At 61.1% G+C, this 22,655-nt stretch carries 18 protein-coding genes; 4 read left to right on the forward strand and 14 right to left on the reverse strand.

The features are described from left to right. Window positions 1-118: 118 nt before the first annotated feature. The 3 genes from ACILSI_RS10870 to ACILSI_RS10880 are packed head-to-tail and all read right to left on the reverse strand — an operon-like array spanning window position 119 to window position 2,870. The gene (locus ACILSI_RS10870; RefSeq protein ID WP_395721900.1) at window positions 119-910 is read right to left on the reverse strand and encodes an ABC transporter permease; all 792 of its coding nucleotides are present in this window, start codon (window positions 908-910) and stop codon (window positions 119-121) included. Then, entirely contained in the window at window positions 907-1,767 is an 861-nt protein-coding gene (locus ACILSI_RS10875; RefSeq protein ID WP_395721901.1) for an ABC transporter permease, read from the reverse strand. Before ACILSI_RS10875 ends, ACILSI_RS10870 begins: the two co-directional genes overlap by 4 nt. After that, window positions 1,764-2,870 (reverse strand): ABC transporter ATP-binding protein, encoded by a 1,107-nt coding sequence (locus ACILSI_RS10880; protein WP_395721902.1) that lies wholly within the window; start codon window positions 2,868-2,870, stop codon window positions 1,764-1,766. Before ACILSI_RS10880 ends, ACILSI_RS10875 begins: the two co-directional genes overlap by 4 nt. An 86-nt stretch (window positions 2,871-2,956) precedes the next feature. Here ACILSI_RS10880 and ACILSI_RS10885 point away from each other — a divergent pair, with 86 nt between their 5' ends. After that, window positions 2,957-4,144: a serine/threonine protein kinase gene (locus tag ACILSI_RS10885; RefSeq protein WP_395721903.1), complete on the forward strand. Its 1,188-nt coding sequence runs from the start codon at window positions 2,957-2,959 to the stop codon at window positions 4,142-4,144. Between the two features lie 11 nt (window positions 4,145-4,155). Here ACILSI_RS10885 and ACILSI_RS10890 read toward each other — a convergent pair whose 3' ends face one another. Genes ACILSI_RS10890 through ACILSI_RS10905 form a run of 4 tightly spaced genes read right to left on the reverse strand, consistent with a single transcriptional unit; the run spans window position 4,156 to window position 8,524 of the window. Then, window positions 4,156-4,545, reverse strand: coding sequence for a GxxExxY protein (locus tag ACILSI_RS10890; RefSeq protein WP_395721904.1), 390 nt, complete (start codon window positions 4,543-4,545; stop codon window positions 4,156-4,158). Beyond that, the gene (locus tag ACILSI_RS10895) at window positions 4,542-6,743 is read right to left on the reverse strand and encodes a sulfatase (RefSeq protein ID WP_395721905.1); all 2,202 of its coding nucleotides are present in this window, start codon (window positions 6,741-6,743) and stop codon (window positions 4,542-4,544) included. The genes ACILSI_RS10890 and ACILSI_RS10895 overlap by 4 nt, the downstream gene beginning before the upstream one ends. Window positions 6,744-6,802: 59 nt before the next feature. Beyond that, complete coding sequence (locus tag ACILSI_RS10900; RefSeq protein ID WP_395721906.1) at window positions 6,803-7,549, reverse strand: lysozyme inhibitor LprI family protein; 747 nt, start codon at window positions 7,547-7,549, stop codon at window positions 6,803-6,805. An 18-nt stretch (window positions 7,550-7,567) separates the two neighbouring features. After that, window positions 7,568-8,524, reverse strand: a complete 957-nt coding sequence (locus tag ACILSI_RS10905) for a hypothetical protein (protein WP_395721907.1) — start codon at window positions 8,522-8,524, stop codon at window positions 7,568-7,570. Between the two features lie 63 nt (window positions 8,525-8,587). Between ACILSI_RS10905 and ACILSI_RS10910 the strand changes: the two genes are divergently transcribed. After that, window positions 8,588-12,562: a PQQ-binding-like beta-propeller repeat protein gene (locus tag ACILSI_RS10910; protein WP_395721908.1), complete on the forward strand. Its 3,975-nt coding sequence runs from the start codon at window positions 8,588-8,590 to the stop codon at window positions 12,560-12,562. Here the strand turns inward: ACILSI_RS10910 and ACILSI_RS10915 are convergent, their stop codons facing one another. The 7 genes from ACILSI_RS10915 to ACILSI_RS10945 all read right to left on the reverse strand — a co-directional run bounded on the left by ACILSI_RS10915 (window position 12,563) and on the right by ACILSI_RS10945 (window position 19,258). Next, the gene (locus tag ACILSI_RS10915; RefSeq protein ID WP_395721909.1) at window positions 12,563-13,564 is read right to left on the reverse strand and encodes an NAD(P)H-dependent glycerol-3-phosphate dehydrogenase; all 1,002 of its coding nucleotides are present in this window, start codon (window positions 13,562-13,564) and stop codon (window positions 12,563-12,565) included. Beyond that, on the reverse strand, window positions 13,561-14,211 hold the full coding sequence (gene plsY, locus ACILSI_RS10920; protein ID WP_395721910.1) for a glycerol-3-phosphate 1-O-acyltransferase PlsY: 651 nt from the start codon (window positions 14,209-14,211) through the stop codon (window positions 13,561-13,563). The genes ACILSI_RS10915 and plsY overlap by 4 nt, the downstream gene beginning before the upstream one ends. A gap of 12 nt (window positions 14,212-14,223) precedes the next feature. After that, on the reverse strand, window positions 14,224-15,084 hold the full coding sequence (gene purU / locus ACILSI_RS10925; RefSeq protein WP_395721911.1) for a formyltetrahydrofolate deformylase: 861 nt from the start codon (window positions 15,082-15,084) through the stop codon (window positions 14,224-14,226). Window positions 15,085-15,095: 11 nt separating this feature from the next. After that, the gene (gene proB, locus ACILSI_RS10930; RefSeq protein ID WP_395721912.1) at window positions 15,096-15,878 is read right to left on the reverse strand and encodes a glutamate 5-kinase; all 783 of its coding nucleotides are present in this window, start codon (window positions 15,876-15,878) and stop codon (window positions 15,096-15,098) included. Between the two features lie 107 nt (window positions 15,879-15,985). Continuing rightward, window positions 15,986-17,005: a beta-ketoacyl-ACP synthase III gene (locus tag ACILSI_RS10935; RefSeq protein WP_395721913.1), complete on the reverse strand. Its 1,020-nt coding sequence runs from the start codon at window positions 17,003-17,005 to the stop codon at window positions 15,986-15,988. Next, window positions 16,992-18,014 (reverse strand): phosphate acyltransferase PlsX, encoded by a 1,023-nt coding sequence (plsX, locus tag ACILSI_RS10940; RefSeq protein WP_395721914.1) that lies wholly within the window; start codon window positions 18,012-18,014, stop codon window positions 16,992-16,994. Before plsX ends, ACILSI_RS10935 begins: the two co-directional genes overlap by 14 nt. 182 nt (window positions 18,015-18,196) lie before the next feature. Then, a complete protein-coding gene (locus ACILSI_RS10945) occupies window positions 18,197-19,258 on the reverse strand; it encodes a hypothetical protein (RefSeq protein ID WP_395721915.1) in 1,062 nt (353 codons plus the stop codon). A 260-nt stretch (window positions 19,259-19,518) separates the two neighbouring features. Here ACILSI_RS10945 and ACILSI_RS10950 point away from each other — a divergent pair, with 260 nt between their 5' ends. Both ACILSI_RS10950 and hrpB read left to right on the forward strand, forming a co-directional pair. After that, complete coding sequence (locus ACILSI_RS10950) at window positions 19,519-19,746, forward strand: hypothetical protein (protein WP_395721916.1); 228 nt, start codon at window positions 19,519-19,521, stop codon at window positions 19,744-19,746. 347 nt (window positions 19,747-20,093) lie between these two features. Further along, on the forward strand, window positions 20,094-22,628 hold the full coding sequence (gene hrpB, locus ACILSI_RS10955; RefSeq protein ID WP_395721917.1) for an ATP-dependent helicase HrpB: 2,535 nt from the start codon (window positions 20,094-20,096) through the stop codon (window positions 22,626-22,628). Window positions 22,629-22,655 lie beyond the last annotated feature (27 nt).

Genomic DNA, 22,655 nt, shown 5'->3' on the forward strand with positions numbered 1-22,655 from the left:
AATGACGGTTTATTTAACATTTGTTAAACATCTTCACAATTTAAATGTTAATATGTGCATAACCTTGTGAATCAAGGGGACAACTTGCCCAGGAGAAAATCACCGACTGCGGCCGGTTTTACTGCCCCGCGTTTCCGCTCCTGAGCGGGCGTTGCAGCCGGAAACTGAGGGCTGCCAGCAGGAATGTGCTGGCGATGAGCAGGGTGCTGAGCGCGTTGATGACCGGCAGGCTGCGGCTGGTGCGCATCATGCTGGCGACTCGGAGCGGCAGCGTGGTGGTGCCGGGACCGGAGACGAAGAAGGTGATAACGTAGTCGTCGATCGAGAGCGTGAAGGCCAGCAGGCCACCGGCGAGCACACCGGGCAGCAGCAGCGGGAGGAGCACCTTTTTCACCGCCTGCACCCGTGTGGCACCGAGATCACGGGCGGCGTCGATCAGGGTGAAATCGAAGTCCTGCAACCGCCCAAGCACGACCATGGTGACAAAACTCAGGCAAAACGTGACGTGGGCGATCCAGATCGTCAGCAGCCCGGTTTCGACGCCGGTGAGGACGAACAAGGCCAGCAGCGACATGCCCATGAGAATGTCCGGCATGACCAGAGGCAGCGTGATGAGCATGGAATGCGCGCTTTGCAGCCCGGAGCGGAAGCGGTGCAGCGCATAGGCCGCCAGCGTGCCGAGCAGCATGGAGGCCAGCGAGGCGGACACAGCAATTTTGAGCGTGATGGCGAGGGATTCCCATACCTCATCCGCCGCCCAGAGCTTTTCATACCAGCCCCAGGTGAAACCATCCCACTCACCGCCAAAACGGGAGGCGTTGAAGGAATTGACGACCAGCACGACCAGCGGCGCGAAGAGGAACGCGATCACGCCAAGTGTCAGCAGCGCTGGAAACCCTGATTTCCTCATGACGCGGCCTCCTTCCGGCCAAAACGCTGCCACGCGGCCACCACAAACATCGGCACGAGCACCGCGAGCATCAAAGCGGCGGCCAGGGCGCTCGCCTGCGGCAGATTGCGGTCCGCAAACACACGCTGGGCGATCTTGCTGCCGATCATTTCATCCGAAGCACCACCCACCATCTGCGGGATGACGTACTGGCCGAGCGAGCAGACAAACACCATCACCGCCGCCGAAATGAGGCCACGACGGACTCCAGGAACGAAAACTTTGGAAAACGAGCGCCACGGCCCCGCGCCGAGATCACGCGCGGCATCGAGCAGGCTGAAATCAAACTTCTCCGCCGCAGCGTAGAGCGGCAGGATCGCGAATGGGAGCTGAGTGTAGATCATCACCAGCAGCACCGCGCCCACGTTGTTCAGCAGCAGCGCATCCTCTAGCACAAGGTGAAGGCTGATGAGCAGCTTGGTGAGCGGGCCTTCAGGATGCAGCAGGGATTTCCAGGCAAAGATGCGGATGAGGAAGTTCGAGAGAAAGGGAATGACAACGAGCAGGAGCAAAATCTGCCGCAGGCGCGGCCCGACCCGGGCCATGTGAAAGGCCATCGGCAGCGCGAGCGCCAGACAGATGAACGTGGTGGCAGCGCTGAGTGCCACGGTGCGCCAGACGATGGGCAGCCAGGCTGGATCGCGCAGCGCCTCAATGTTTTCCATCGTCCCCCCTGCCCCGACACCCCCATGCAGATCCGCCGGGCGAAACGCGGTGACGACGATCAGAATGGCCGGAATGACAAAAAACACGCCCAGCCAGGCCAGCGAAGGCAGCGTGAGCAGCCATTGTCTCGAACTCGGGCTTCGGGAGATCATGCGCCGCCCTCCAGCATCACCACGCGGCCTTCATCGGGGTGAAAACTCATCCACACCTCGGCGCCACACGCAGGCTCGATCACACCGCCACTGAAACGGCTGCGCTGAAGCTGCGCCAGAACGCGATGCTCACCGGCGCGGATGCGATAACGTGTGTGCGGGCCAAAGTACGCGATGTCCTCGACGACGCCTGGAAAGGCGTTCACACGCTCGCCGCTGGGCGGGCGTGTGAGCGTGAGGCTGATTTTTTCCGGGCGCACCATGAGGCGCAGGGTTTGGTTGGATGAAACCGCGCCGTTGCTGATCACGAGCGGACTGCCCAGCCCCTCGATCATGACGCGGACGTAGCCCTCGTGCTGGAGCTCGACGGCGGTGCCGGTGAAGAAGTTTGCATCCCCGATGAAGGTAGCGACGAAGCTGCTGCGCGGAGACTCATACAGCGCCTCCGGTGCATCCACTTGTTCCACTTTGCCCTCGTTCATGACCGCGATGCGGTCGCTCAGGCTCATGGCCTCGCCCTGGTCGTGGGTGACGTAGATGAAAGTCGTGCCGACCTGCTCGTGGATGGCATTCAGCTCCAAGAGCATGTGCTGGCGCAGCTTCAAATCGAGCGCGGCCAGCGGCTCGTCGAGCAGCAAGACCTGGGGGCGGTTCACCAGAGCGCGGGCGATGGCAACGCGCTGCCGTTGCCCACCGCTGAGCTGAGAAGGACGTTTGCGAGCATGCTCGGAGAGCCGCACCAGCTCCAGCATGCGATCCACGCCACCGCGGATCTCCTCACGCGGGCGGCGGCTCATGCGCAGGCCGAAGGCGATGTTCTCCCACACGTTCAGATGCGGAAAGAGCGCGTAGTTTTGAAACACGGTGTTCACCGGACGCTGCTCCGGCGGCAGCGCAGTCAAATCCTGCCCGCCGAGGAGAATCCGGCCGCTGTCAGGCCGCTCAAACCCGGCCAGCATGCGCAGCAGCGTGGTTTTGCCGCAGCCGCTGGGGCCGAGCAGCGCAAACGCCTCTCCTTGGGAGACCGACAACGACACGTCATCCACAGCCCGCAAGGAGCCGAAGGATTTGGAAACGTGGTCGATGACAAGAAAGTCGCTCATGCAGGTCGGAACAAGAAATCTAGCCTGCAAACAAGGAGTGTGGCAAGGAGCTTGCGCGATCCGCTCTCAAGCGCGAGTTTTACAGAATGCCCGCACGTTTTGAGATTCTGCGTCCTCTGGAGGAGGATTCCGCCAGCACGCTGTTCCTGATCCGCGACGAGAAACGCGGAGTGGAAGCCTGTCTGAGGCGTTTCAAGACGCAAAAAGCCCAGGAAATCGAGGGATTGAAGGAGTTGTTCACGCAGCTGGCAGGCATCGAGAGCAACGGCATCGATAAGCCGGAGGACTTCGGCACGGACAAGGATGGCTTTTATTTCATCACCGCTGGAGCACCGTCGGGAGAGACCTTGGAAGCTGTGCTGGAACGCGGACCGCTCACAGCAGACGAATTTGAGGTCGTGGCCCTGCAGCTTCTCGACGCACTGGACGCGCTGCATGAGCAAGCAGTCGTGCATGGCAGCATCCGGGCGGACTATGTGCGCATCACCGGCAAAACCGCCGCAGAATGGCGCGTGACCTTGCAAGGCTTTGGCCAGGGATTCGCCACCAAGGACGACACCAAAGAGGCGCAGGTCCGCGCCTATCGCTGCACCGCCCCGGAACAGTGGGTGGACGGCACCACGCGCCGCCGCACAGACGTGTATGCGCTTGGCTGCGTGTTATATGAGGCGCTGGCCGCCCGCCCACCCTTTGATGGCCGAGCCCTCAAGGAAATCCGCCACAAGCACATCGGGCACGATCTGGCGCCGCTGCAAAAGCTGGCCAATCATGTGCCCTCATGGATGTGCGCGTGGGTCATGCACCTGATGGCGGCAGATCCCGAGCAACGCCCTCGCAAGGCGGCGGCGGCCCGTGAGTTGTTTGAGCGGCGCGAAGCTCCGCCCCTGCCCGAGCTGCCGCCCCGCTCAGAAAGTCCTGCTGAAGCCGTTTCCAGCACACCGCCGGTGAGTCTCAGCGCACAGCCTGTCTCAGCCCCGGTGACTCTGCCCGCAACGCAGCCAGGAGCCCGCCATGCCACTTCGAGCACCATCCCCATCACCCCCGGTCCTCATGTGGCAGCAGCAGCCGCACGCCGCCGCACGCCGCCGCCTGTTCAACGCAAGACCTACACGCCTCCGCGCAAGCCGCCTTCGGCTGGCAAACCCGGGAACAAGAAATACATGATCATCGCGACCGCCGCAGTCGTGCTGATGATTGCGGTCTTCATCCTGCCCCGCTGCGGCAAACAACCTGAACCGGCGAAAAGCAAGCCGGCGCAGAAGCAAAAGAAATAAAAACGGCTAGATCAGGACTCCTCGCGTCTCTTGCGCATGATCTGGCGAATGCCTTTGCGCAGTGTGGGCACGTGAAAATTCACCATCAGCCCGGCGCGCAGCTTGCTGAGTTTGAACAACGACTCGAACTGCTGTTCCTCCAACTTGGAAAGCATCTCCTGCGCCCGCACTTGCAGCAGCAGGACGCCGTTCACCACAAAGTCGAGCCGGGTGGCGGTTTTCACCCGCTTGCCACGATAGTCGAAGGCCAGCGGCACCTGGCGCTCAATGTCAAACTCCAGCTCCCGCAGTTCCAGCGCCAGACATTCCTCATACGCGTCCCGCGTCAGACCTGGGCCGAGCGCGCGATGCACGTTCATGCACGCGCCGATGACCAGATGCGGCAGATCAGCGTCGTTCACGGCACCGAGGCTGGCTGGAGGGTTTCCTCGCCCAAAATGCCATAGATCTCCTGCGTGGTGCTTTGTTGATGCGTGGTCAGCCAGCGATCCAAGGCGGCGGCGAGACGTGCCTTGACCTCGGGATACTGCTTTTTGATGTCTTTCTCGCAGTGCGGGTCGTCCCGCAGATCAAACAAGCGCTCAATGGAATGCCGCATGCCCGGTGTGCGCACATATTTGAAGCGCTCCGTGCGCACGCATTGCTCTTTCGTTTTTAAAACCGCGTCCTGAAACTTGTCCTTGAGCACAAAGTGGAAGTCGAAGTCGGGATCAATGAACGTCGTCTCATCCATCGGCGGAATGAACAGAGGTTCTTCGCCAGGAATCTTCCGACGGAAGAACAGGTAGCTCGTCTCGCCGAAGTAGGCCAGATCCAGGCTCTTCTTCTCGCCACGAATCAGCGGTGCCAGGCTCGTGCCCTCGAAACGTGACTCGGGCGCTGCTTTGACCAAATCAAGCAGCGTCGGCGCGAAGTCGATCGTGCGAGTGATCTGCGTGTGCTTCTGCGGCTTCTCCAGACCGGGGATGTGCAAGATGGCCGGCACATGATTCGCCTGATCGCCGCCGTTGAAGGTCGTGCCGTGGCCAAAGGTGCAGTTCGGTTCGAACAGGTCGTCGCCATGATCTCCCGTGATGAGAATGATCGTGTCATCCATCAGGCCCAGCCGCTCCAGTTCCTTCACCACGCGGCCCACGGAGTCGTCAAACATGCGCGTGCAGCCATCGTAAAGCGCGGTGATCTGCGCCACCTCCTGCGGCGGCAGCTTGCTCCACTTGTCGTTGATGTCCGTGTTGCCGATGAACTCGTCCACATTCAGCGCCAGCTCGTGCTTGTGCAGGCCGTCATACTTCGGGTCCGTCCATAGCTTCGCGTAATGCGTCGGCGTCTTGTAGGGCAGATGCGTGCAGGAATAATAGCCGAGCAGCAGGAAGGGCTGACCATCTTCCGCACGTTGCTTGAGCCGGTCGATCACCTGGTCCGTCACCACCTCGGGCGTCATGTAGTTCGCGAAGGACTTCAGCTTCGGGAACAAGCTGTGGCCCACTCGGTTGTCGAAGAACAGCGGCAGGATCTGGTGATGCAGAAAGACCACCTCGCTCAGGTAAACGCGGAAGTTGTCGAAGTCGGAGACGATGATGTCCTTGAAGCCCATCGGCAGCTCATTGAATCCGCATGCGCACCAGTCGCCGATCACCGCCGTGTCATAGCCGAGCTTCTGCAATGCACCGCCCAACGAAGGAGCCTCACGGTTCGCGTTGTCCACCATCGCCCGGCTTGGGAACATGTGCCGCACTCCGTGCGTGTGCGGATACTGCGAAGAAAACATCGACGTGAGCGACTCCAGCGTGGAGGCGATCGGCGTCAGGCAGCGCTGAAAATTCACCCCTTGCGCCGCAATGCTGTCAATGTTCGGCGAGGTCATGCGGTGGTAGCCGTTGCAGGACAAATGATCCGCCCGCAGCGAGTCCGAGCCCAGGATGAGGATGTTTTTCGGCCGCTTTTTGCCACCCGCCAGCAGTGCCTCATCCTCTGGCAGGCGATTGATGCCATAACCGCTCACCGCCAGCAGTGCCAAGCAGCCGAGCACAGCGGCAAAGCTAAACAACATGGGTCGAGCCGCGCGTGCGAAGAATTTCCTCAGTTCAAAGAGGTAAAAGCCAGCGGCGGCGGTCATCGCCGTGATCGGAAACACCTGAGTGATCAAACCGTGCACCGCAGTCTGGACTCCGGTGCCGCAGAACTGCCCAATCGCGTCATACCAGCCCAGCAGGTAGCTGTAATCGCCAAAGTAAGGCTTCTCCAGCATCAGCTTGAAGATGAAAAATCCGTAGAGCAGTCCCGCAAACAGCAACGTGCGCCACACGATGCCCCAGCGTCCAAAGGGCCGCGCCTTGCCCCACAGACGCACCAACGGATAAATCAGCGCCACATACCCCACCGCCACGAGCAGATAGCCCTTCAGCACCACCAGATTGCTCCAAACCAAGTACCACCAGTGATGTTCCAGAGCGATCTCGGAGAAGCGGTTGTTAAAACCATATGAGTTTCCCGCAAAGCTCAGCAACGCGGCCAGATACCAGGCCGCCAGCGTGCCAAACACCGTCAGCGCGACGAGTTTGAGAATCTGACGACGTTTAAACGGCGGATGGGGAGTCATGACAGACGGTTGGCTCACAGGAGTCTCCTATAGCCCGGTTGCGCCTGCCTCTCAAGCCCTCACTCCTCCGGCACCTCGCCCGCCTTGGCAGACTTCACGATCTTCGCCTGCGCCTTCGCGCTCAAGGAACTCGTCTTGACGTATTCGCCATCGAAGTAAGCACGGGCACCGTGATAGTAGCCGGTGCTGGCACCCACGACCTCCAGCTTATGCCCGCGCAAGATGAAGCTCAGATTGGCTTCAGCGTCACCGGCGTCTTCTCGCCCCTTGTCGCTGAACCAGCCAATCGGGTCATTCCAAACCGCGACACCCGCGAGGCCGCCTACATGCGAGGTCGGCCCGCGCACGCATTGAATCACGAAATAAAGCTGCCCCTCGCGCTCCACGATTTCGACACTGCCGCCGTAACTGTCCGTCCACACGCCCGTAAGCGTCTCAGCCTCGCCCCACTCGCGCACCAGACCGTTGAGCCACTGCGTGCGCTCCTCCGCCAGTCCTGCCGCAGTCTCCAGATAGTCCGGTGAATCCAGCGCCAGCTCATCCTGCCCCTCCGCACCCGTGTACATCGGCGAGCGTGCCAAATAATCGCGGTGTTCCACCCAGGCACGCTGGTCTTCCTTCAGCTTGTTGAACTCTGACTCCGGCAAAACCTTCTTCGCCTCCGCCCAGGCCGCATTCAGTGACTTGTCAGCCCTGTCAAAAGCCGCTTTCGCCTTGGCTGAAGTGAGTTTTTTCTCCTGCGCGAGGCTGGAACCGACAAACGCCGCGCAAAGCAGCACCGTGAGAATTGAAATCGCGTTTCGCATGCGGCCTGAGCATAACGCTCAGCCGCGCCGTGTCCAAAAACGTTTCAGCAAAGCCAGCACGAGAACCACGACCGCACCCAAGAGCAGCATCGGCCACGGATCATTCCTCACCGGCTCCGGCTTCGTTTCCGCACCGATCTTCACCGTCTGCGGCAGCAGATCGGCGATCTCGCTCAGTTCCGGCAATTGCTGGCCCGGCATCGCCTGATCCTTCACCATTTTCTTCCAATCCACCGCCATCACCAAATCCACGCCTGGATTCTGCTCCTTCACCTGACACGAGCATGAGCCGATGAGAAACTGCGCCGCGCGATCCACCGTCTCCACCTTGATCCCTTTGCCAACGAGCGCATAAAGCACCCTGCCCTGGCCAAAAATCGGGAATGCGATGGGTTCTTCGATCCCCCGTAGATCAGGCTCGCTCGCCAGCAGCATCGCGATGAAGGCGCTCTCGGCTGCATCGTCCCGTTTCACCCGCAGCGTCGAAAATGCCAGCCGCAAACCATCGCCGGGAACCGACACGAGGCCGTTTTTGACATCCTGCTGATCCAGTTTCGGCAATTCCATGACGCCAGAGAGATATTCCAGCCGCTCATCGAGAAATTTCATCGCCTGCTCATCCTTCGCCTTGTCGCCGGACTCCAGCAGCACCCACACCGCGCTCTCACCCGCGCCGAAGCGCTCGGCAATCTGCTGACGCGCAGGCGAATCCACCAGCGTCTTCACATTCGCCTCATTGTAGTCCGCCGACCAGATCACTTCCTCGTTGCGCATGATGGCCGGCTGCCGCAGCTCGATTTTCGGCGTGTCCGCTCTCGTCACATTAAACTTCCCTTCCACCTTCGCTCCATGCGGCACCGTCACGCGATACGCATCCGCCTCCCAGTGTTCCAAAGCATAACGAAACACCGGCACCGAGCACGCAAAGGCGGACGTGGAGGCGAGCAAGAATAGGATGACGGAGCGCGGCAGCATGGGAGCAGACAATACGCGGCTCTTTCGATGAATTCGCCGCCATGTGTGCGTTTTAGTTCGACCATGCGCCCGCTCCTGTTTCTTCTCGCCCTTTCCACCGCCAGTGCCGACTGGCCCATGTATCTGCACGATGCCTCCCGCGTCGGCGCCACCAAGGAGGAGATCAATATGCCACTCCAGTCCGCGTGGACGTTTGAATCACCCACAGCCCCCAAGATGGCCTGGGCAGGCGAAGACGGACGCGTGATCGAAGGCCATGAACTCTTCAATCGCATCCGCTTCGATGATGTGTTCCATGTCGCCATCAGCGGCGGGCGTGTCTTCTTCGGCTCTTCGGTCGATGGACGCGTGATCTGCCGTGATCTGGCCACGGGGGTGGACAAATGGTCGTTCTTTACCAATGCGCCGGTGCGTTTGGCTCCCACGGTAGTGAATGGAAAGGTCTTCGTCGGTTCGGATGACGGCTATGCTTACTGCCTTGATGCCAAAACGGGCAAGCTCGTCTGGAAACTCCGCGCTGGGCCGCATGACGAGCGCATCCTCGCTCGCGGACGCATGATCTCGCGCTGGCCGGTGCGCACGAGTTTGCTTGTGGATGGCGGCATCGCGTATTTCGGCGCGGGCGTGTTTCCGCATGAGAAGGTCTTCATCTATGCGGTCGAAGCGGCCACAGGGAAGATCATCTGGAAGAATGACGCCATCAGCGAGAAGGACGCAGGCCGCAACGACCTCTCGCCGCAGGGTTACATGCTCGCGACCAAGGACATCTTGTTTGTGCCATCGGGCCGTTCGCTCGCAGCATCGTTTGATCGCAAAACAGGTGAGTTCATCGCCAAACCAGAGCCGGGCTGGCGCGCCGACGCGGGCGGGCAGATCGGCGGATCGCAGGCCTTTCTCGCGGATGATCAAATCTACGCCGTGGGTGAGCATCACATCCTCGCGCTCGATCAGGAGAAGCAGAAATCCGGCTTCGGCTGGTTCGCGGGCACGCAGATGACCCTGGCAGGTGACATGGGTTACATGACAAACGGCACGAAGATCACCGCCATCGACCGCATCAAGCACGCCGAAGGCACACGCATTCGCCACGGCCACGAAATGGCCATCGCCAAGATCACCGCAGATCTGCGCAAGCATCCGGCCGTTGCCGAAGCGAAGAAATTCCAAGCTGCTGAAGCCGCCGCACGCAAGGTGAAGGATGATCCGGCGGCCTTTGCGAATGCGCAGGCCGAACTGGCCGCAGTCGCAACCAAATACGAGCCGCTGCGTGTCGCTTACAAAGCGAAGCAGGACGAGATCGCGAAGCACAAGACCGATCTGGCGGCTGCGTCTGATGTCGGTGTGAAGTGGACACTCGATTCGCCGCATCAGTCAGCGCTGATTGTTGCGGGCAAGACTTTGATCGCTGGCGGCAAAGGCGAGGTGATCGCTATTGAGGCTGAAACGGGCAAACTCGCCTGGAAAACGGCTGTGGATGGCGAGGCACGAGGTTTGGCCGTTTCTGAAAGGCATCTCATCGTCAGCACGACCACGGGACGTGTGTATGTCTTCAGTGAAAAAGCTGGAAGTCCTCTCGCCGCCAAGAACAGCACGTTTGAATCCGATGAAGCCCACGCGGAGGCTGCCGAAGCCATCTTGAAGCAAACCGGGGTGAAAAAGGGCTTCTGCATCGTCCTTGGCAATGACAAAGGACAGCTCGCCTACGAACTCGCGAAACGCAGCGACTTGATCATCTTCGGTGTCGATGCGGATGCGAAAAAGGTCGCTGCATCGCGTGCTGCCTTGCTCACGACCGGCCTTTATGGCCCACGCATCACGGTGGACCATCTCGATCTCGCGGTGATGCCGTATTCGAGCTACTGCGCCAATTTGATCGTGAGCGACAGCTCCGAGCCAGTCGGCGTGCCGAAGGATGTGGCGCGGCATTTGAAGCCGATTGGCGGCAAGTTTTGCTTCAAGGCAACGCCAAAGACCGATGAATGGCTGGCAGAGACGAAATTGAGCGAAGAGAAGGCGAAGATCGCGAACGTGGATGGCTGGAGCGTGCTGACGCGTGCCACATTGCCCGGCGCGAGTTCGTGGTCACATCAGTATGGCAATGCAGCGAACACCAGCAGCACCGATGACCGCCGCATCAAAGGCGGACTGAGCGTGCTGTGGTATGGCGATCCCGGTCCGGGCCAGGTGGTGAATCGCCACGATGGCGCCGTGGGGCCGCTTTCGGTCAATGGACGCCTCTTTGTGCAGGGCGAGGACAGCGTGCTGGCCTATGACGCCTACAACGGACAGTTCCTGTGGGAGACGAAGAACCCCGGCGCGATGCGCACCGGCGTTTATAACGCCCGCGAGCCCGGCAACATGGCCGCGAGCGATGATTTCCTGTTCATGCTCATGGAAGACGAGTGCATTCAATTCGACGCCGAGACCGGCAAGATCGTGCGCACCCTCAAAATTCCCGGCGCTGGCACAAAGAAGGATCTGCAATGGGGCTACATCGCCTACCACGAAGGTTTGCTCTACGGCACGGAGACAGAACGCGTCGAGAAGGCCGCCGAAGTCGCGCGCCGTGGCAAAAGCGGCTCAATTTCGACGGACAAGATCTTCGCCTTCGATGTGAAGACCGGCGCGTTGAAATGGACACATCAGGGCAAGCACATCTCGCATGTCAGCATCGCGATCGGTGATGGTCGGCTGTTTTTCATCGACGCCTCGCTCACGCCCGAGCAACGCGCCCTCATGCTGGCGCAGGACAAGACGGATCTCGCCAAACTCACCGGCAAAGAACGCGAACTGGCCGAAGATCGCGTGAAGAACAACGATCTGCGCATGGCTGTGGCGTTGGATGCCGTCACGGGGCAGCAGCAGTGGGCGAAACCGGTCGATGTCACCGATTGCAGCGAGATCGGCATCGGCGGCGGCGCGTTGACGCTCATGTATCACAACGGCCACCTCGTGCTCGGCGGCGCGAACGCGAACGGGCACTACTGGGAGCAATTCTTGAGTGGTGAATTCAAGCGCCGCCGCCTCGTCGTGCTCGATGCGAACAAAGGAGAGAAACTGTGGGCCAAGGACGCCAATTACCGCCACCGTCCCGTCGTCATCGACAACGAAATCATCGCCGAACCGTGGAGTTACGACCTTTACACCGGCGCACAGAAGACCCGCAAGCATCCGATCACCGGCGAGGAGTCCGCGTGGATGTTCGCACGCCCCGGTCACCACTGCGGCGCGATCTCCGCCACGCCAAACATGATGTTCTTCCGCTCCAAGTTCACCGCGTTCTATGATCGCGACAGCGACAGCGGCACCGAGCACTTCGCCGGGCATCGTCTCGGCTGCTGGATCAACACCATTCCCGCCAACGGTCTCGTCATGATCCCCGAGGCCAGCGCAGGCTGTGTCTGCCTTTTCTCCATCGCCAGTACCGTCGTGTTTGAGCCGCGTGAAGACCGCATGAACTGGGGTGTGTACAGCGCAGACGGCGCCTCCCTGCCCGTGCAGCACATGGCGCTCAATCTCGGCGCTCCCGGTGATCGCCGCGATGCTCACGGCAAGCTCTGGCTCGGCTATCCACGCCCCAGCAGCCGCGCCGGCATTGATCTGCCGCTCGATTTCAAACCTCAGTATGCCAAAGACGGCGGCGCTTACAGTTTCAACGAAGACAGCCACATCGTGAAAGGCCACGACACGCCGTGGATCTTCACCAGCGGCCTGCGCGGCCTCACCAAGCTCGACATTCCCGTTCTGGCCAAAGGCCAGCCTGCCGCGACCTACACGGTGAAGCTGATGTTCGCTGCTCTTGATGGCGACAAGCCGGGACAGCGTGTCTTCGACGTTAAACTCGGCGACAAAGTCGTCTTGAAAGCCTTTGATCCCGCCACGCGCCAAGGTGCCATCGTCGAGGAGTTCCAAAACATCTCCGCGACGGAGAATCTCGTCGTGGAGTTGATTCCTTCAACGGGCGAGCCTGTTCTGAACGGCATCGAGATCCTCAAGACCAACGCCAAGGAGATCACCGCCGGAGTGGCCGCGAGGTGATCAATCCGCCTCAGGCCGTGGATCACGCGAAAGGAGGGCGCGCATGCCTTCCTTGGGCGACTTGCCCTCGTGGACGAGCGCGTAAATCTCATCCAGCAGCGGCATACGCACGCCACGCGTTTTGGCGGCGCGATGGAGGCTGGCGGTGTTGGGCACGCCTTCTGCCACCATGCGGGTGCTGGCGATGATTTCAGCGAGCGGTTTGCCCTGCCCGAGCATGAGACCGACGCGGTGATTGCGGCTGTGCTCGGAGTAGCATGTCGCCATCAGATCACCGACACCGCTGAGGCCGTAAAAAGTCTCGACCCGGCCGCCCTCAGCGACACCGAGACGCACCATCTCAGCGAGAGCACGAGTGACGAGCGCGGCAATGGCGTTGTCGCCGAGCTTCAAACCGAGCGCGATGCCAGCAGCGATGGCGTAGGGGTTCTTCATTGCGCCCGCCCATTCGGCACCGGCGATGTCGTCGGTGGTGTAGGTGCGGAAAAACGGCAGGGTGAAGCAGGACTGCACCCATTTGGCGACCTCATCATTCTGGCAGGCCACCACGGCGGCGGTGGCGAGTTGACGCGCGACCTCCTCGGCATGGTTCGGACCGGTCAAAACGGCCAGCGGCGCATCTGGGATCGACTCGCCGATTACCTGAGTCATGCGGAGGCCCGTTTCGAGTTCGATGCCCTTCGCGCAGGAGACGAGCACACGCGCCTGGGATGCCGCGCCGCTTTGCGCCACGAGTTCCGCCGTGCCACGCACAGCTTTGGAGGGCACGACGAACACCAGCATGTCCGCAGGCTGCAACGCGGTGAGATCGGAGGTGACGGTGACGTTGTCCGCGAGCACCAGGTCCGGCAGGTAGCGCTCGTTGCGCCGAGTGTCGCGAATCTGGGCCATCAGGTCGGCATCACGGCCCCAGAATTGCACTTTAAGGCCACGCAACGATAGAACTGAGGCGAGCGCCGTCCCCCAACTGCCGGCGCCGATGACTGTGGCGGATTGAATCATGATTTCGGCGTCTTTTTCGTGAATGCCTTGCTCTCCGTGCCTGCGATCAGGCGCTGGATGTTGGCGCGATGGCGGACGAAGGCGAGCACCATGACCACGAGGCCGAATCCGAGCAGCACATAGTCCCAGCGGCCCTCACGCCCCATTTGAATGGCCATTGCCGTGGGCACGCCGACCGCCGCCGCCAGAGAAGCGAGCGAGACATAACGAAACGCAAACAGAAACACCAGAAAGGCGATCCACCCGCCGATCATCCCGGCCAGTGAGATGCCCAGCAAGACGCCGCCGGTGGTGGCGATGCCTTTGCCGCCTTTGAAACCAAGCCAGAAGGTGAACATGTGGCCCAGAACTGCCGCAAAACCGGCCAGCACCTTGCCGATCGAGATCATTTCCACGGCTGCACCCGTGTGGGTGATCCAACTTGCGGCCAAGAACACTGGCAACCAGCCTTTGAGCATGTCGAGAATGAACACGGGAATGCCGATGCCTTTGCCCAGCACGCGGATGGCATTGGTGGCACCGATGTTGCCGCTGCCATGCTGGCGGATGTCGAGTCCCTTCAATTTTCCGGCGAGGTAGCCAAACGGCACGGAGCCGCAAAGATAGCCGCAGGCGATGCTGGCAAGAATGGCGGTGGTGGTGGTCATGCGAGAGGGTGGTCAGTCAAACACCACGGTCTTGTTCTTGAACACAAGAACACGGTCGCGGGCATGCCACCACAACGCCTTGGCGAGGACGGTTTTCTCCAGATCGCGACCGAGGCGGACGAGGTCGTTCACGCTGTCCTCGTGGCTCACGCGCATCACATCCTGATGAATGATGGGGCCTTCGTCCAGATCGGCCGTGACGTAGTGGCTGGTGGCGCCGATGATCTTCACACCGCGCTGGAATGCCTGGTGATACGGCTTGGCGCCGACAAACGCGGGCAGGAAACTGTGATGGATGTTCAGGATGCCGTTCGGAAACTCGGCGATCATCGCGGGGCCGATGATCTGCATGTACTTCGCCAGCACGACGGTATCGACGCGCTCCTGCTTCAGCAGAGCGATCATGGCCTGCTCCTGCGCGACCTTGTTGTCCTTGGTGATCGGGAAATGATGAAACGGGATGCCGAAGCGCTCCGCCGCAGGCCGCAGCGTCTCGTGATTGGCGATGATGACCGGAATGTCCACGGGCAGGTCGCCAGACTCGTGACGGGCGAGGAGGTCGTAGAGGCAGTGGTTTTCCTTCGTGACGAAAAGGGCGATGCGCTTGCGCTGGCTGGCGAAGCTGAGGCGCATCTGCATCTCGTGGCGGCGAGCGATGGGTTGCAGGCGGGCCTCGATCTCCTCTTTTTCGAGCGTGAACTTTTCCAGGCTCCACTCCAGGCGCATGAAGAAGGCGTTCTGCTCCGGGTCGATGTGCTGCTGGAGGTCGATGATGTTTCCCTGATGCGAGAAAATGAAGCCGGTGACGTCATGCACGAGTCCGGGACGGTCCGGGCAATGAATGAGAAGCGTTGCGATGTCTGGTGAGGCCATGGGAAGCGAAATTACGAACGTGAAGCCGGGAAGCGCGTGCAAATTCCCTGCCCCTCGACCAAACCGGGAATCTGCTCGGCGTGGCGCCCGGAGGCGATGATGCACTCGACGCCACCATGCACGGCATCCTGCACCGCGCGTAGCTTTGAGATCATGCCGCCAGTGCCTAGCGTGGATTTTTCTTCCTCGGCATGGTGAATGACATCATCGACGTTTTCCACGACGGGGATCGGCCCTTCCTCGGGCTTTTTCATGTCACGCAGCAAGCCAGGAGCGCTGGTGAGGAGGATCAGGATGTCTGCCCCCCAGAAGCGGGCGACACGGGAGGAGAGCTTGTCGTTGTCGCCGTAACGCAGTTCCTCGATGGCGACGGAGTCGTTCTCATTGATGACGGGAACGACTTGGGTGAACTCCATGAGACGGTCGAGCACGGCCTTCACGCGGGGTGCGCGGTCGGCATTTTCGAAATCCTCGTGGGTGACGAGAAGCTGGGCCACGTGCAGGCCATGATCACGCAACAGCGACTCGTAAGCATGCATGAGGTGTGTTTGCCCCACGGCGGCCAGCGCTTGCAGCGTGGTCACGTCGGAAGGACGTTGGTTGAACTCCAGCGGCTTCAAACCCGAGGCCACGGCACCGCTGCTGACGACGACGACGGAGTGCCCGGCTCGTTTGAGCAGGGCGACGGCCTCGACGAGCTTGCGCAGTTGCACGGGATCAGGCTCCGGCGCGTCTATACGCGTGAGGATGCCGGAGCCGAATTTGAGAACGATGCGCTTGGGTGCCGATGCCATGGTTTAGGGAACGAGGGCCGCGAATATGGCGGGCTGTCGTGCCCTGCAAAGCGCAAATACGGGAAGCAAGCAATGCAGACCCGGCTTTGGGAAAGCCGGGCTACTGATTACCACCGCACCACGGAACTGGCCCAGGTAAAGCCGCCACCAAAGGCGACGAGGAGAATCACATCGCCTTTCTTGAGACGGCCCGCTTTGTTCGCCTCGTCCAGGGCCACAGGGATCGTGGCGGCGCTGGTGTTGCCATATTTGTCCAGGTTCATGAACACGCGGTCCAGCGGCAGATTGAGCCGGTCGGCGATGGCGCTGATGATGCGGGCATTGGCCTGATGCGGGATGACGAGGGCGACATCCTCCGTCTTCAACCCGGCCATCTCCAGCGCCTGTTGTGCGGCTTCCAGCATGCGGGTGACGGCATGCTTGAAGGTCTCGCGTCCTTCCATGTGGATCGTGTTTGGGCGCGAAAGGACGTTTTCAGGCGTGATCGGGCAGGCAGAGGCACCGCCGGGGACTTTGAGCAGGTCGGCGAGGTTGCCATCGCTGCCCATGACGGTGGAAAGCACACGGCCAGGGGCGTTGATGCCGCCTTCGTCATTACGTCGGATGACCACGGCTCCAGCACCATCGCCAAAGAGCACGCAGGTGTTGCGGTCCTGCCAGTTGATGAGGCTGCTGAGCTTTTCCGCGCCGATGACGAGCGCGGTGGTGCGGTTGCCGGTGTTGATGAAATGACGCGCCACTTGCAGCGCGTAGAGAAAGCCGGAGCAGGCGGCGGAGATGTCGAAGCAGACCGCGTTCATGGCACCGATCTTCTTCTGCACAAAGCAGGCGGTGGACGGGAAAAACATGTCCGGCGTGACGGTGGCCACGATGATGAGCTGGATGTCCTCGGCGGTGACCCCGGCATCTGCCATGGCACGGCGGGCGGCTTCGGAGGCCAGGTCGCTCGTGGCCTGGTCGGCAGCGGCGATGCGGCGCTCCTTGATGCCGGTGCGGGAGGTGATCCACTCGTCGTTGGTATCGACAATCTTCGACAGGTCGTCGTTGGTCAGGATTTTCTCCGGCATGTAACTGCCGGTACCGATGATGCTGGAGGCGCAAAAAGGCTGATTGCTAGGAGCGGACATGGAGAGCGATGGAATGGGCGGTGGCGGCGGCTTCGATGTGCGGATTCACCTGGTGTTTGATGTTTTCGCAAGCCTGCCGGATGGCGTTTTTCATGGCCAGCGGAGACGCGCCTCCATGGGAGATGATGGTGATGCCATTGAGCCCCAGCAGCGGCATGCCGCCGAATTCGTCGGCATTGGTGCGGGTGTGGACGCGCTTGAAGGCCGGTTTGGCAAGCATGCCGCCGAGCGATGTGACAAAGCCGCTTTTGATCTCGCTCTTCACCATGCTGAAAATAGCATGAGCGAGCGCCTCGGCGCTTTTGAGAATGATGTTCCCCGTGAAGCCGTCGCACACGACGACATCCGGCGGCGTCTCCCACAGATCGTGGCCCTCGACGTTGCCGATGAAATTCAGGCCCGCCGTTTGACGCAGCAGTTTGCCGGTTTCCTTGCAGAGCGCGTTCCCCTTCTCCTCCTCGGAGCCGTTGGACATGAGGCCGACGCTGGGATTGTCGCGCCCCAGCACATGGCGAGCGTAGGCGCTGCCCATGATGGCGTTTTGCACCAGGTGCGACGGCTCGCTGTCAGGATTGGCCCCGGCGTCGATCAGCACCCAGTACTTCGTCGCCGATGGCATGACCGAGGCGATGGCCGGGCGTTCGATGTGCGTGAGCGTGCGCAGCTTGATCAAAGACGCCGTCACTGCGGCACCCGTGTGACCGGCGCTGACGACGGCATCCGCCTTGCCATCCTTCACGAGCTCGACCGCGCGGCTGATGGAGCTGTCCTTCTTCTTGCGCACGGCATCCAGACCGCTGTCGGTCATATCCACGACCTGGCTGGCCGGGACGATCTCCAAGATCGGGCTGGAGACGCCTTGCAGCTTCAACTCCTGCTCGATCAGATCCGGCTTGCCCACCAAAAAGAGCTTGGTGAGCTGCGGCAGGGACTCCAGGGCGAGCTTGACGCCGCCGATGGGATTTTGCGGCGCAAAATCGCCGCCCATGACATCCAGGGCGATCTTCATTCCTTCTCTTGCGGGTGGGTCTTCAAGCGTGGCGGGAGCCAGTCTTAAAGCGTGAGAAAGGGGGAATGCAAACGGGAGTTTTGGGCCACCTTCAACGGCAGGAATGAAGAATGACGAAACCCGGGCGGTCCAGCCAAAGGTTCGTCATTCCGTCATCCGGATTTCGTCATTGCCCACAGGGCTTAATAAACGCCTTCGACGATGGTCTTCTCCATCGCGCCGAACGGACGCACGTCAGCCACGCCGTCCCAGGCGTACGGCGCGCGCGGCTTGCGGCGCATGGCCTCGTCGCGCTCCAGGAAGCGCGGCATGAAGAACTCCTTCGTCAGCGTGGTCAGTTCCACGCGGCCCCAGGTGTCGTATTCGACGGTCTTGTCGGTGTCCTTGGGGTCAACGATGCGCAGCACGGCACGCGGCTGCGGAGCGTAATAGGTGATGGAGAAATTGTCCTCCGGTGTGAGCGGCACGCTGGCGGCCAGACCCATGAGCGTGTTGCCGTAGGTCGGGTAGAAGCCGATTTTTCCCTCCAGCACTTCTTCAACGATGAAGCGCACATACTGCGGCGTCATCGTGGTGCCGCCAACGAAGCAGCCACGGATGCCAACCCCGTAGAGATCGACTTTCTCCGCCAGGGCTTCGAGCAGCTTCGGCGTGGTGAAGATGGCGGAAATCTTGCGGTTCTTCAACAGCAGCACGGCCTGGTCCACCGCATGGTCCATGTACTGGCGGGCGATGTCGAACTGCTTGTTGGAGATGAGCTTCTTCACGAAGCGCGGATCAAGATCAACGAAGTAGCAGGAGCTGCCGCGGTAGTTTGCCAGATGCTCCACCGCGAGGCGCAGACGACGTGGGCCGGTGGGGCCGACCATGATCCAGGACTCGCCCGGCGGGAAGTGTTTGTCGTCGAGCTTGTGGCTGAACTCCTCGTAATCCACGCGGAAGTCGTTCCAGCCGATGCGCTGCTTCGGCATGCCGGTGGTGCCGCCGGTCTCGAAGATGTTGAAGGGCTTGCCCTTGAACGCGGCAGGCACCCAGACCTCAGGCTGCTGGTCGCGCAGCCACTCATCCTGGAAGTGCTGAAACTTCGCGATGATATCCTCGTAGCTGTTCACCACGCCACGCGGGTCGAAATTCTTCTTCGCCCAGTCCAGCCAGAAGGGGCAGCCGGTTTCCGGCGAAAAATGCCACTGGATGATTTCACGGACTTGGTTGTCGAGCTGGGCTTTGGCTTCTTCGGGTGTCATGGGGGTCGGTCGGGGTTTGAAGGCAGGAACTGTGAAACGGGCCGCAATAAACGAAAGTAAAATTCCCGGCCTTTCTACGAGCCGCAGGACAATCGAGGCACACTCATTTCATGACACATCCCGCCTGATGGAGTCACGGCGCACGAAAGACTCGACCTCAGCCTGGAATGCTCCATCCTGTGCCATTTGAAACCTGCCTTGTCGTTTGGTATTGATGTCCTCACGCCAGCCGAGTTCCTCGCCCGCCTTCGTTCCAAGCCATGACCACCATCCAGGCCAACATCCCAGACTCTCTCGCCCGTCAGGTCCGAGAGTTCGCCGAGCGTGAGCATGTGTCGATGGACATGGTGTTCAGCATCGCCCTGGCCTCACAGGTTTCCGGCTGGAAAAACCGCGACAACATCCAGCAGCGGGCGCAGCGCGGGAGCTGGGCCAAGTTCGACCGTGTGATGGAAAAAGTGCGTGATGTGCCCCCCCCTGCCGGGTGATGAACTGCCAGATGCCCGCTCCTGACTCAAAAAAAAACGTTAGCAGCCCAAACTCATGTCGCCGCTTCAACTCTGGACTCGTGTGATTGTCGTTGGAATCGCAGGGCTCTGGGTTGGCTTTGGAGTCACCGTCGGTTTCATTCACAAACTCAACGATAGCTCGCTCTCATTGACGCATTTGACACTGGATGCGGCCAGAGGTGTGATTGTCACTGCCGTGCCCTTCGTGTACATCTATCGCATCATTCTGGACAGTAGGAACAACCGATGGTTGAAGCTGCCGAAAGAGTAGAGATTGCCACGAATAACTCGACCAGGAAGCTGGATTCGTCATGCTTGGCGGCCCAATGTCCGCCCCGCTTCCGATCTTCGAACTCCGCCAGCCCTTCACCGCCGCCCTGCTCGATCCGGCGCTGCCGAATCTGCTGATCAAAGCGCCCACCGGTTCGGGCAAATCCACGCAGATCCCGCAGTTCGTGCTGGATTCGGGCATTCTGCCGGAGGGAAAACGCTGCGTGGTGCTGCAACCTCGCCGGATCGCCGCACGCATGCTAGCGCAGCGAGTCGCTCGCGAGCGCAATGCACGGCTTGGCGGCGAAGTTGGTTATCAAGTGCGCTTTGAAAACATCACCAGCCGCGAAACACGCCTCACTTACGTCACCGAGGGCGTGATGCTGCGCATGATGCTCGAAGACCCGCTGCTGGACCGCGTCGGCTGCATCTGCATCGACGAATTCCACGAGCGGCATCTCGATGGCGACCTCGTGCTGGCCTTTGCACGGCGCTTGCAGCAGCGGCGGCCGGATTTGAAGATCATCGTCATGTCCGCCACGCTGGTGCCGGGTCCGCTGGTCGATTTCATGCAGCCCTGCAAGCTGCTCGAATCGCAAGGACGCACCTTCCCGGTGGAGGTGCGATATCAAGCACCGCTGCAACTCAAGACCGGCTATCCCGAGCCGATCTGGGATCAAGCAGCTCGCGCCTGCGAAGATCTCGCCAACTCGCCGGGCTTCAGCGGCGACATGCTCGTCTTCATGCCCGGCGGTCACGAGATCCGCAAGACCATCGCCGCGATTCAAGGCCGCGCCTTCTCACGCGGTCGCCGTGTCGTGCCGCTGCATGGCGAACTCACGCCGCAGGATCAGGATTCCGCCGTCACGCCCGGCGAGCAGCCGAAGATCATCGTCAGCACGAACGTCGCTGAAACCTCGCTCACCATCGAAGGCGTCAAAGCCGTCATCGACGGCGGCACAGCGCGCATCGCGAACTACGACGCCCGTCGCGGCATCAACACGCTCACCGTGAACAAAATCAGCCGTGCCTCCGCCGAGCAGCGTGCGGGTCGTGCCGGACGACTCGGCCCCGGCATCGCCGTGCGCCTGTGGACGCAACGCGAGCACCTCTTGCGTGCTGAATGCGAACTGCCCGAGGTGCAAGGACTTGATCTGAGCGAGGCGTTGCTGGCGTTGCGTGTGCTGTCGAAAGAACCCTTCGATTGGTTTGAAGCGCCGACGCCAGCCGCGTTGTCGCGTGCAGAGAATCTGCTCCACGATCTTGGCGCGATCGATTTGCACGGTCAGATCACCAACATCGGCCGTCAGATGTCCAAATTCCCCCTGCATCCGCGTTTTTCGCGCATGCTGCTGGCTGCGGCAGAGTTCGGATGTCTGCGCGAAGCCGCGTTGTGCGCCGCTGTCGCCCAAGGGCGCGACATTCTACTCATCGGCAAAAACAACGCCTCGCACAAGAACGAGGAGTTCTGGGAGAATGGTGATTTGAGCGAGTTCCAGGCGCTGCTGCGGGCCTTCACGCGTGCGGAGGGCATGAACTTCGATCCCGACGCCTGCGCCCGTTACGGCGTGCATGCGATGGCCTCACGCGAAGCCGCACGCAGCGCGGATCAATTCCTCCAGCTCGCCAAACGCGCCGGGTTGAGCATCAACGACGAGGTCGCCGATGCCGAAGCGCTGGCGAAGACGCTGCTCGCGGCCTTCAGCGATCATCTTGGTGTCGAAACCAGTCCTGGCAGCCGCATTTATCGTCTCGCAGGCGGTTACACCGGTCATCTCGACAAAGACGCGCACATCAAGGCCCCGCGTCTGCTCGTCGCCTCCGAGATTGTCGAGGTGCAGGGCAAGGCGCTCACGGTGAAGCTCAACAACGTCACCCGCATCGAGGAAGAATGGCTGCGCGAGATGTTCCCCGAGGACCTCACCACCGGCCGCAGCGCCCGTTACGACAGCGTGAACCGCCGCGTCATGAACATGGAGGAGACGCGCTTCCGCAGCCTCGTGCTCGCCAGCAAGGAACGCGGCGAGCCCGATGAAACGCAGGCCGCCAGCCTGCTCGCCGCCGAAGTCATCGCCGGACGCCTCGAACTGCCGCTTTGGAACGACAAGGTCGAGCAATGGATCACCCGCGTGAATTGCCTGTCCAAGTGGATGCCCGATCTCGAAATCCCGCCCATCGGCGAAGAAGACCGCCACATCCTCATCGAGCAGCTCTGCCACGGCTGCACCACCTACCGCGCCCTCAAAGACCGCGAAGTCTTCCCTGCCCTGCACCAATGGCTCAGCCACAGCCAGCGCGAGATGCTCGAGAAATACGCCCCCGAACGCTACGCCCTCAAAAACGGCAAGACCGCCCGCATCGTCTATGACGAAAAGCAGCCGCCAAGTGTCAGCGCCGTGCTCCAGCACATGTACGACATCAGCGAGAACCCCAAAGTCGCCGCTGGCCGCATTAGCGTCACCGTGCACCTGCTCTCACCCGCGCAGAGGCCGATTCAGACGACGGGAGACATCGGCCGATTCTGGCGCGAAGGTTATCCGGCGGTGAAGGCGCAGCTTCGTGGACGGTATCCGAAGCATGAGTGGCGGTAGGAGCGCGCACGCCGGAAGGCCGGGGGC

The sequence above is a fragment of the Prosthecobacter sp. genome, assembly GCF_044232965.1.
Taxonomy (GTDB): Bacteria; Verrucomicrobiota; Verrucomicrobiia; order Verrucomicrobiales; family Verrucomicrobiaceae; genus Prosthecobacter.